Here is a 10,236-nt window from a genome sequence, read left to right on the forward strand (position 1 = left end):
CAATAATGGGGCCCCGCAAGCCTTGCTGGCGACCGCCATTGGCAACAAAGGGGCGCATTAACGCCAGCCTCGGGCATTGCTGGCATTATTTACCCGCCTGGAGCAGCAGCATAAGGCTTTTATCGCCGATCTGAAAGCGCGGCCTTGCCGAAGATCCCGATACCATTCTGCTTCTTCAGCGTTTGGAGGTTAAGACCAGTACCCACAACCCGCTTTTCCGTAAAGTCACCATGATCGATCGGGCCGAAGCGGATGCGCAAATTATTGTCCATCTAAAAGGCGGGGAGCAGATTGTCGCCTCATTTAGTACGGCTTCGCTTGACGAACAGGGTATCAGCATCGACACCGATTCCGTGTTAATGATTAATAGCGCCGACATTACGCTGTTGACCGATCTCGAACTCAAACCGATTTCGGCCCGTAACCGCTTAGCTGCAAGATCATGCGCATACAACACGGCATCGCGGATTCGGAGGCCATCATATTACTGCCCAACGTCGAAATTCTGGCCGCGATACTCGTTAACTTTTTGCGCTCCAGCTCAGGCCGCCAGCAGCCCATGCGGCCACGCACTGGCTTACCCGCGTAAGATGTTTCCCAGCCAGAAACTGGCTGGGATAGCTCTCGTTACTTGCCCGCACTTGCCGTCAAATAACTGGAGATCAGATTGCGGTAGTCTGGAATATGGCTGGAAAACAGCGCCCCCAGTCCTTCAACATCATTCCTCCAGTCGCGATGCAGTTCGCAAGCGACGCCGAACCACGTCATCAGTTGTACCCCGGCCGCGGCCATTCGATCCCACGCGGCATTACGAGTGATTTCGTTGAAAGTGCCCGAGGCATCGGTCACCACAAATACATCAAACCCCTCTTCAATGGCCGAGAGCGCGGGAAATGCGACGCAGACCTCGGTGACAACACCGGCAATAATCAGTTGCTTCTTGCCCGTAGCCTTAACCGCCTTGACGAAGTCCTCGTTATCCCAGGCATTAATCTGCCCTGGACGCGCAATATACGGGGTCTCTGGGAAAGTCTCCTTCAGCTCGGTAACCAGGGGGCCGTTAGGGCCATTTTCAAAACTGGTCGTCAAGATGGTGGGTAACTTGAAATACTGAGCCAAGTCAGCGAGCGCCAGCACATTATTCTTGAACTTATCCGGATCGATATCCCGCACCAGCGACAGCAGACCTGTCTGATGGTCCACCAACAAAACGGCCGCATTGTTTTTATCGAGACGGGTATAAGGCTTTGCCATGATGATTCTCCTAAATTATAAGGTTGAGGTTAATGTTGTCGAACAAGTCAACCGTGTGAAGACTGTCCTCCGTTCGACGGGCTGAAAAACTCAGCTAAGTGCAGGAATCCTGCCAAACTCTCCTATTGGTAATCCGCCATGGTCTGGCGGATTTCGTTCCGGACGTTCAATCACGAACGCTCCGTAACCCACGACTGGCTCATTAACTCGGTTCTCCGGGCAGCAATAACAGTTTTGCGTCATCGCCGGCTACGATGTCAAGGTAATCGCCGGCACTATCCAGTACCACAAGTTGTGCCTCTTCCGCAAAGCGGTCACCGTTAATCCGAACTTTTCCGCTCAAAACGGCAAGCAATGTATTCCAGACCGCGCGCGCTTATTCGGGTTTGGCCTGGATGCGGCCGAATGTCCAGACGATCATTGGCTAAAATGTCAGAGCAGGCCATGTCGCACCGCCATGGCTTCCGGCAATCACCCGCACGGTTCCCGTGTTGCGAGGCAGTTCAATCTCCGGAATGGCCTGATTCGGGATGGATTGATACTTCGGCCAGGTCATCATGTGCGCAGCCGGCAGATTGACCCAGAACTGAACCATTTCGAGCATGCCGCCCGGCCGGGTAAAGCTTTCGTAGTGAAGCGCCTCATGCATAATACCGTTCCCTGCGGTCATCCACTGGACATCACCGGTACGATCGCACCGCCCTGCCCCGTCGAGTCCCGGTGTTCGACTTCGCCCTGATACACGATCGTGACGGGCGGGTGTGCGCCGGTCCTCCATAATCCAGATGCAGAAACGAACTCATTCTGGCTACCTGCCGGAATCATGGGAAAACAACGAACGTACGGCAAAGCCGTCCCCGTGTACTTGAGGCGCACTTTGAATCGTAATGATTTTTTTTAATCGTTTGCTCCTGCTGCAGATGATTAACGATTACAGTATATTGATAAGACAGTTTATTGTGTAGACAGCAAAAAAACGATTATAGCGTTCCATAAATAGGACAATACACGATGCAGGACCTGAACGATCTTTATTACTACGTCAAAGTGGTCGACCACGGCGGCTTTGCCTCTGCGAGCCGGATACTGGCTATCCCTAAGTCCAAATTGAGCCGAAGGATAGCTCTGCTGGAGGAGCGACTGGGAGTCAGGCTGATTCAGCGATCAACCCGGCGTTTTTCGGTCACCGAGATTGGACAAACTTATTATGAGCACTGCAATGCCATGCTGGTAGAGGCCGAGGCGGCCCAGGAGTCCATTGACGTTACGCGCGCAAAACCTTGCGGAACGATCAGATTGACCTGTCCCCCGGCGCTGCTGCACGCGCATATCGGAAGCATGCTTGCGGACTTCATGGCTTTGAATCCCTTGGTTGCGATTCATCTCGAGGCCAGCAATCGCAGAGTCGATCCGATCGGAGAAGGTATCGATCTGGCAATCCGCGTCCGCCAGCCTCCTATAGAGAACAGCGATCTGGTCATGCGTATTTTCTCGGATCGCCGGCAATGCCTGGTAGCCAGCCCCGCCCTGATAGAACGATACGGTCTACCAAGCTTTCCGGCGGATCTTGCCGACCGGCCCAGCCTGTCGCATGGGACGCCTCAAAATGAACACATCTGGATTTTGTTGGGACCTGATAACACACAAGTTTCATTACGCCATGCGCCGAAGTTTATTTCGAACGACATGATTGCCCTGCGCACTGCGGCAGTTGCGGGAATTGGAATCGCTAAGTTGCCCGCCATGTTTATCCGGGGAGAGTTGGCCAACGGGTCGCTGGTCAAGGTGTTGCCGGAGTGGACGCCAAACCGTGAGATCATTCATGCTGTGTATCCGTCACGCAGAGGATTGCTCCCTTCCGTGCGCGCGTTAATTGATTTTCTGTCAACCCGGTATGGAGAGATGGACGAAAAATAACCGTATGAAAGCTTGACCCTTCATACCTCGTCAATGATGTGGATGCAATGAGATGCAAGAGCGGGCTTACCAATATGGCCTAGATTAAAGCTGCTTGAGGCTCTCGGAATCCGCCGGGTATCAAGGGCCTGGGCCTGTACACTAGCGAGATCACCGGTTATGAGAGGATTGGCACTAACCTTTTCCCTTCCCACGCTCCACGTGAAAATGCAGTAGCGATACGCCGGCGTCGAAGCCAAGCCGGCCCGCTACAAACATCGATACCCAGAGAAAGAGAGATTGTGAGGGAAAATCGGTACTCGGAAACCGCCCCGTTAAAAAGTTGAACGGCCGTGTTAATAAGCTATTGCGATCGTAAATGTAGACTTTTTACACCATAGCGACTTATCTGCTCATACAAAAATATCACCGCGAAACATTTATCGTCCCGTTACCTACGGAACACTGAGGCCAAATTTTTCGCTATCCGTATTCCGGTCTCCCTGGCCCTGCTCCCCTGAAGCATAAACCAGGGTTGCGGCGGATCGGAGTAAAGCCGCGCGGCTATCGATTTCAGTATAACGGGCGCGCGCCAAATCCTTTTGCGCGGAAAGCAGCTCTATCACCGTGGAAAAACCGTGGATATACGATTCTTGTGTGGCGGCATAGGATTCTTCCGCCGCTTTCAGCAAGGCTAGCGCAAACTCGCGCTTTTCCAGCGCGGTTTTGGTATCGGCATAGGCTTTCCAAATATCGCGCATGATCTCCAGTCGCAGGGCCTCAAGCTGAGCCCTGGAAGCTTCTTTCCTGGCTTCTGCTTCGCGCACGGCATTGCTGCGTTCAAAGCCATCGAACAAGGTCCATTCCACAGTCAGCATCGCGGTACCAACCAGATTACTGGCCGAATAACTCTCATTGCCGGGCGGATGGGTATGCACATCTCCCCAGTATTGATTGCCAAGCTTGCCGTCCAGGGAAATCTTGGGCCAGAACTCGGCTCTAGCCTTATTGACTTCCGCTTCGCGCGCGCGCAATTCCGCAAGACGCGCCAACAGATCGGGGCGTTGCTCCAATGCCTGATCGACGATTTTTTCGACCGATTGTACCAGCCCTGCGGGTAACGGCAGTTTGCTCAAGTCTATCAGTTGCAAGGAATAGGAAGGCGAGATACCCAAGCTTGCAGTCAGATCGGCATGCAACTGAATCGCCGAACTGCGTGCATCCTGGAGGTCATAGCTGGCTTTTGCCTGCTCTTGTATCGCCAGCAGCAAATCGGGGCGTGTCGCCAGGCCTTTGTCGAATTTCGCCTTCACCGAAGCAGTACCGGCGTTTGCGGCCTCCAACGTCTGCTGCGCCGCAGTTACCCTGGACAGAGCCGCCTGATAGGCAAAAAAGCTGGTCGCAACCCCATAGGCGATTTCCTGATGCTTGCGGTTAAAGGAAAAATTAGCCGCACTCAAACGTTGCACGCCGGCGTTGACCGTGGCCTCCCGACGCCCGAAATCGAACAATGTCCATGCCAAGTCCAGACCGCCATAAGAAGAGTAGCCATGGCTTACCAACGCACCGCCGGGGATGGGGAAGCTCGTCTTGAAATATTGCCCGAACGCCATGGCCGTCAGCGTCGGATACCAGGCGCTGCGATTCCGTTCGAGCCGAGCAGCGGCGGCTTTCGCCTCCTCCCAGCTAACCCTGGTTTCCGGGTTGGCGTGCAAGGCCAGATCGACCAGCGCCGGAAGATCGTAGGTTATCTTGGTATCGATCAGGCTACCCCCCTGCGGGCGACTGGCCGCAGCGATCTGTTGCGGCCTTATCCCGGTCTCGTCATCATGCCAATAAGCGGCAGGGTCTGCAGGTATGGACGCAGAAGGCTTATCGATCTGCGCAACGCTCGGCGGCATGCAGGCTGTCAACACCAGCGCTGCGGGTATCGCCAAACGTTTGACATATCGCGACAGACATGGCAACAATGCCAACACGTTATCGCGCTTGCAGCGCCGCAACTCGCTTAAATTTGAAAAAATCTTGTTCAATCTTCAATTCTGTTGTGGAATAAATATTTTTTCGGATGTTTAACTTTAGTAGCTGAACAGAAATATTTTTAACATAATAAAGCAAATGTTCTTACGATTATTACAATTTAGTTTTCCGTTCAGGCACAAGTCATGATATTGAAATCAAGATTGCGAAAAACAGTTTTTCCGGCTGTATTTTCCGTTTTTTTGACGGCTTGCGATCCGATGCTGAGTATTGAAGGCTCGTTCTGGCCGGCCTGGATCATCTGTATTCTGGCAGGACTGGCGCTAACCATGGTACTCACCTGGCAATTGGTAAGGCATAGACTGGCGCCGTATCTCGGGCCGCCTTTATTGATTTTTCCGAGCCTATGGGCATTATGTACATTTGTCATCTGGTTATTATTTTACTCTACATAAACGCTGGCGCCCACCATCATGGAAAACAGTCAAACTGACAATCACCTTGTAAACCAGCGACGCCGCATGTTGCTTGGACGACTCATCGGTACATTAATTGTGCTGGCAGCAGTCGTGACCGGGATGCTTGTCTGGCGCATAAATTATAAAAGCCCGCGCACCAATGACGCGATGATTCGGGCAAACATCGTCGGCATCGCGCCTGAAGTGGACGGCCGTATCGTGGAATTGCACGTCGAAGACAATCAGTACGTCAAGCAAGGCGACCTGCTTTTTGTGATCGATCCGCGCCCCTATCAGGCTAAACTGGACCAGGCCAAAGCGGAATTGCTGGTGGTCGAAAAAGAAGTGGAGTCGCGGCGCGCCACCAGCGGCTCCGCCGAAATCGCCATCGAGCGGCTGGAACACCAACGCGCTGCGGCCGGCGCCGAAGTCACCCGGCTTGAGGCGGAGGACGAATATCTGCATAACTACCTGGAACGCCTTGAGCCGCTGGCGGAAAAAGTCTACGTAACCGCCGACCAGATCAAGCAAGCCCGCTCCAAATATGCCGCCTCACGTGCCGCACTGGCCGATGCACGCGCGAAGGAGCTTTCGGCCCGTAGCGCGATCGCCGAAGCCAAAAGCGAGAGCCGACGCGCCGTATCCCTGATTGCCCAAGTCGGCAACGTCAATGCCCGTATCGAAGCGGCCAAGGCTGCCGTTACCGCCGCCGAACTCGACGTGGAATACTGCTACGTGCGGGCGCCTTTCGACGCTTACGTCACCAACCTAAATATACGCGAGGGCGAATACGCCAAGACCGGAACGCAAATATTCGCATTGGTCGACGACCGCCATTGGTATGCCATCGCTAACTTCAAGGAAACCTACTTACGTTCCATCCATCCCGGCCAGGAAGCCGAAGTATTCCTCGTCGGTTATCCCGGAAAACACTATCGGGGCGTGGTTACCGGCATCGGCTGGGCCAATTATCCCGATAATATCAAGCAACAAGGTGTGTTGCCCGAGGTTCAGCGCACACTGAACTGGGTCATCCTTGCATCCCGCTTTCCGGTGCGCATTGAGATAAGCGAACGCGACGCCGAGCATCCCTTGCGCATGGGCATGACCGCTTTCGTGACCCTTCTGGATCGCCCTGCAGGAAATCCTACGCTTTTGCCTGCAAATGAGAAGGGAGTAACCCAAGTCCCGCAGTCCCGATGAAAACAGGCGACACGGCACCGGTTTCCACGCAAAGCAAAAATCCGGGCACACTCTGGTTCGGGACCAGCCTATGGCAATTTCTAAAGGTTGAACTCAGCGATTTTCCAGGACGGCGGTTAGCCGCATTGCGCGTGTTCATCGTGGTGCTCACCATTGCCCTGGTCAGCGAAACCCTGCACATCGCACCGCTGGCGCCGATCGCGATTGCGCTGAGCATGAATTGCGACCCGTATTTGAACGCCGGACAATCGCTTACGCTCGGGGTACGCCAGTTCGGCTATGTCATCGTCACAGCCTTTGTGTCTGTCGGCGCGCTTATTTTCGCGGGCGATGCTCCCTGGCTGTTGCTGCCCTTGTCCTTCACGATCATGGCGCTCGCTTTGTTCCACGCCCGCCTGATCGCCTGGCCAACCAGCATTGCCCTCTTGTATGCGACTTCTGTACTGTACAGCCCGAGCACTCCCGCGGACAATATCTACAGCGCTTTATGGAATATACCGATCATCGGCATACTCGCGATCGGTACATGGACGCTGGTGCAACTGTCCATCAAGCCGCAAGACCCGCTCAAACTGTTGACATTCAGTATCGCGGAGCAGTTATCCGCCGTGGAAAACATTTTGGGCGCGCACCTGACAGACGATAATGCGAATTCCGATGACAAAAAAAGACACAAGCTTCTCACGCCTGGCAGTTTCGGCAAGACTCACGACCTGCTAACCCACGCGGAACTGATCCATCCGTCATTGTATAAACATCATGATACTTACCTTGCCTTATTGATCGAAATCGACGGGCTGAGGCAGATCGCCATCTGGCTGGATCAGGTTTTGACCGCCGAGCATCGCGGTCAGGCGATGGGCCCGCAGAGATTGGACATGTATCTGGCTTTACAAAGTGTCTGCTCGCTTCTGCGACAAGGCATGGAACAATGGCGCGATGTTTCCGGCCAAGCCTCGGCGTTGTTACCCGATAAAATTCTCCCCGCCGATTTGCATGAAACCAGCCCTTCTCTGTTAACGGCCATGTGGCGGGCATTGCAGCGCATCGCCGGCTTGATGCATAGCTTGCATGAGTCGGCGTCATCGCCCGAAATGAAGCCCATGGAAGCCGAGACTGAATTCGGCGATACCGCATGGCTGCCTGCCTGGTTTGGCTATGAATTCTGGTCGACTCATGCCGACACCCTGCAATATGCCATCAAATTTTCCCTGGGCGCCATACTTTGCACATTGATCGTGGAAAGCCTGGCTTGGCCTGCTATCAATACCGCCATCATCACTTGCATCATTACTGCGCAAACCAGTCTCGGCGCAGACTACCGCATATCATTGCTGCGTTTGTCGGGCTCGGCCCTGGGCGGGCTTTGCGCTTACCTCTATGTTTTGGTATTCCAGTCCCAGATCGACTCCATCGTCGGCTTTACCTTGGCAACCGCCCCGGTATGGGCAATATCCGCCTGGATTTCCGCCGGTAGCGACCGCATCGCCTATATGGGCAGACAGATCGCTTTTTCGTTGGCACTGTTCGTGTTGCACGATTTCGGCGCGGTCACCGATTTGAATCTGTCACGCGACCGTGTTATCGGCATTTTGCTCGGCATTATCGTGATGGGGGTATTGGACTATGCGCTATGGCCCCGGCGTTCGATTGCTCTTGCGCGCATCCATAGCGCATCGGCGTTACACACAATCGCCAGATTTACCGCCTGGCCGCCGGAGCTAAGCCAGATGCTCAAGAGTACCTTGCCGCTGCGCTTGTCTGCGGAAAAGGATTTGTCCGCCGCCCAAAGTTTTGTCATTCACGCCCTGCTGGAGCCTGATGCCGGTTTAGCCGACCAAATTAAGGAGCGGGCAGCGCTCGGTACCATTATCGAAGATGCAGGTAATTTATCCGGCTTACTGCTGGTTCGGAGACGTTATCGCTTGCTAGGCGGCCTGCAATTGGGCAAGTTACCTGATGCACTACAAGAACATAGCCGCGCTTTCGACGCGGAATTGGCAAGGGCCCTGGAAAATGCGGCGCTGATGTTGCACGGCGAACAACTGGAGACCCGGACTACCGTTGCCGACATCCACGCCCAACTGACGCAAAGCTACAGCGAACATCATCGCATCGACAGCTTGCCGGCCGACAAGGCTAGGGATTGGGAACTACGTTTCATGCTGGATCACCAAATCATGGCGCTGGTAGAACAAATCGAACAAAAGGCTCTAAATTCTGTTTCATATCGCCAGACAGCCAGCCCGCCAATCGATCGGTAATCACCCGGACCGGTCTTTTCTGTCAGATCGGACGATTGCGACGGTACGACACTATCCATACCGCCGCCCTACAGCAGAAACCCTAACGCTTTGTGCTGAGGCTGTTAGGCTGATTGCTTCTTGGTTACTTTCGCAACATGGGCTCCCTGGAAACGGGCAATTTTTAATTCATTCTCCGACGGTTGACGACTGCCATCGCCGCCGGCAAGAGTGCTCGCCCCATAGGGCGATCCGCCGGTGATTTCATTCATGTTCATGATCTCCTGACAGGAATAGGGAACGCCCACGATGATCATGCCGTGATGCAGCAAGGTGGTGTGAAACGAGGTGATCGTGGTCTCCTGTCCGCCGTGCTGGGTGGCAGTGGACGTGAATACACTACCCACCTTGCCAATCAAGCTGCCGTTGAGCCACAACCTGCCGGTCCGGTCGAGAAAATTGCGCATCTGCGCGCACATATTGCCAAAGCGCGTCGGCGTGCCAAAGATGATGGCATCGTAGTCCGGCAGTTCGTCCACCATCGCGATCGGCGCCGCTTGATCCAGCTTGGCGCCGGCTTTTCGCGCCACATCTTCCGGCACCAGATCGGGCACGCGCTTGATGGCGACCTCGGTGCCCTCGACGCTGCGCACGCCATCAGCCACCGCTTTCGCCATAGTTTCGATATGGCCATACATGCTGTAGTAAAGAACGAGAATTTTTGCCATGTCGCATCTCCTGATTTCGTGAGGTCGTTCGATTATATTATTGATGTGTCAACACTTTTATGCACACAAAGTTAATCAGTTTTTAGCCGCAATTCATAGTCTACGGGCGATAAATAGCCCCTGGCAGAATGAAAGTCGCTCGCGATTGTAAAATACCTTAATGTATTCAAAGACGATTTGTTTAGCCTACCCTCCTATTTGGTATATTTATTGATGAATCAGTTCAGTTTTTACGTATGAAAAAAATTTGCGCAGCCTAATTAGTGCCTGCCCGAAAACAAAATATTCCTATAAAATCATAACCCTGCCAGAGATTTTCACAACGAAGATTTTGACGGAACCGGCAAAACGGCGCGGCATCAGCCGATTTTTCTGGGTTTCTGGTTTTGCAGAGCAAAATCTTCGCGCCGGTGCTCCTCAAAAAAGCTCTGGCGGAAAAAACTTGGTATCATTGCCTTCCTCAACTAAAACCAA

The 10,236-nt window shown here is 53.7% G+C and carries 11 protein-coding genes; 5 read left to right on the plus strand and 6 right to left on the minus strand.

All coding sequences use genetic code 11. The features are described from left to right. Positions 1-119 precede the first annotated feature (119 nt). From U2W12_RS13310 to U2W12_RS13325, 4 genes are all read right to left on the minus strand, one after another. Positions 120-272: a hypothetical protein gene (locus U2W12_RS13310; RefSeq protein WP_326501172.1), complete on the minus strand. Its 153-nt coding sequence runs from the start codon at positions 270-272 to the stop codon at positions 120-122. A gap of 355 nt (positions 273-627) precedes the next feature. Beyond that, positions 628-1,254, minus strand: a complete 627-nt coding sequence (ycaC, locus tag U2W12_RS13315) for an isochorismate family cysteine hydrolase YcaC (RefSeq protein ID WP_326501173.1) — start codon at positions 1,252-1,254, stop codon at positions 628-630. A gap of 424 nt (positions 1,255-1,678) precedes the next feature. After that, positions 1,679-1,924, minus strand: a complete 246-nt coding sequence (locus U2W12_RS13320; protein WP_326501174.1) for a hypothetical protein — start codon at positions 1,922-1,924, stop codon at positions 1,679-1,681. Beyond that, positions 1,921-2,079, minus strand: coding sequence for a hypothetical protein (locus U2W12_RS13325; RefSeq protein ID WP_326501175.1), 159 nt, complete (start codon positions 2,077-2,079; stop codon positions 1,921-1,923). Before U2W12_RS13325 ends, U2W12_RS13320 begins: the two co-directional genes overlap by 4 nt. A 186-nt stretch (positions 2,080-2,265) precedes the next feature. Here U2W12_RS13325 and U2W12_RS13330 point away from each other — a divergent pair, with 186 nt between their 5' ends. Continuing rightward, positions 2,266-3,171 carry a LysR family transcriptional regulator gene (locus U2W12_RS13330; RefSeq protein WP_326501176.1) on the plus strand — a complete coding sequence of 302 codons (906 nt, stop codon included), beginning with the start codon at positions 2,266-2,268 and terminating at the stop codon, positions 3,169-3,171. A gap of 434 nt (positions 3,172-3,605) precedes the next feature. On the opposite strand, the gene U2W12_RS13335 is transcribed toward U2W12_RS13330, so the two are convergent. Continuing rightward, positions 3,606-5,183, minus strand: a complete 1,578-nt coding sequence (locus U2W12_RS13335) for a TolC family protein (protein WP_326501177.1) — start codon at positions 5,181-5,183, stop codon at positions 3,606-3,608. Positions 5,184-5,390: 207 nt separating this feature from the next. Here U2W12_RS13335 and U2W12_RS13340 point away from each other — a divergent pair, with 207 nt between their 5' ends. From U2W12_RS13340 to U2W12_RS13350, 3 genes are read left to right on the plus strand one after another with little or no spacing between them, the layout of a single operon-like run. After that, entirely contained in the window at positions 5,391-5,585 is a 195-nt protein-coding gene (locus U2W12_RS13340; RefSeq protein WP_326501178.1) for a YtcA family lipoprotein, read from the plus strand. A gap of 18 nt (positions 5,586-5,603) precedes the next feature. Continuing rightward, positions 5,604-6,791, plus strand: a complete 1,188-nt coding sequence (locus tag U2W12_RS13345; protein WP_326501179.1) for a biotin/lipoyl-binding protein — start codon at positions 5,604-5,606, stop codon at positions 6,789-6,791. Next, a complete protein-coding gene (locus U2W12_RS13350) occupies positions 6,788-9,055 on the plus strand; it encodes an FUSC family protein (RefSeq protein WP_326501180.1) in 2,268 nt (755 codons plus the stop codon). Before U2W12_RS13345 ends, U2W12_RS13350 begins: the two co-directional genes overlap by 4 nt. Before the next feature lie 104 nt (positions 9,056-9,159). On the opposite strand, the gene wrbA is transcribed toward U2W12_RS13350, so the two are convergent. After that, positions 9,160-9,762 carry an NAD(P)H:quinone oxidoreductase gene (gene wrbA, locus U2W12_RS13355; RefSeq protein WP_326501181.1) on the minus strand — a complete coding sequence of 201 codons (603 nt, stop codon included), beginning with the start codon at positions 9,760-9,762 and terminating at the stop codon, positions 9,160-9,162. A gap of 247 nt (positions 9,763-10,009) precedes the next feature. On the opposite strand from wrbA, the gene U2W12_RS13360 reads away from it, so the two are divergent. Then, positions 10,010-10,236, plus strand: a 227-nt coding sequence (locus U2W12_RS13360; protein ID WP_326501182.1) for a hypothetical protein, incomplete at its 3' end; no start/stop codon positions are given.

It is taken from the genome of Methylomicrobium sp. Wu6 (genome assembly GCF_035916875.1).
Taxonomy (GTDB): Bacteria; Pseudomonadota; Gammaproteobacteria; order Methylococcales; family Methylomonadaceae; genus Methylomicrobium.

Coding starts and splice junctions, on each gene's coding strand:
- U2W12_RS13310 (WP_326501172.1), bottom strand. CDS start 272: ATGGACAATAATTTGCGCATCCGCTTCGGCCCGATCGATCATGGTGAC.
- ycaC (WP_326501173.1), bottom strand. CDS start 1,254: ATGGCAAAGCCTTATACCCGTCTCGATAAAAACAATGCGGCCGTTTTG.
- U2W12_RS13320 (WP_326501174.1), bottom strand. CDS start 1,924: ATGACCGCAGGGAACGGTATTATGCATGAGGCGCTTCACTACGAAAGC.
- U2W12_RS13325 (WP_326501175.1), bottom strand. CDS start 2,079: ATGATTCCGGCAGGTAGCCAGAATGAGTTCGTTTCTGCATCTGGATTA.
- U2W12_RS13330 (WP_326501176.1), top strand. CDS start 2,266: ATGCAGGACCTGAACGATCTTTATTACTACGTCAAAGTGGTCGACCAC.
- U2W12_RS13340 (WP_326501178.1), top strand. CDS start 5,391: ATGCTGAGTATTGAAGGCTCGTTCTGGCCGGCCTGGATCATCTGTATT.
- U2W12_RS13345 (WP_326501179.1), top strand. CDS start 5,604: ATGGAAAACAGTCAAACTGACAATCACCTTGTAAACCAGCGACGCCGC.
- U2W12_RS13350 (WP_326501180.1), top strand. CDS start 6,788: ATGAAAACAGGCGACACGGCACCGGTTTCCACGCAAAGCAAAAATCCG.
- wrbA (WP_326501181.1), bottom strand. CDS start 9,762: ATGGCAAAAATTCTCGTTCTTTACTACAGCATGTATGGCCATATCGAA.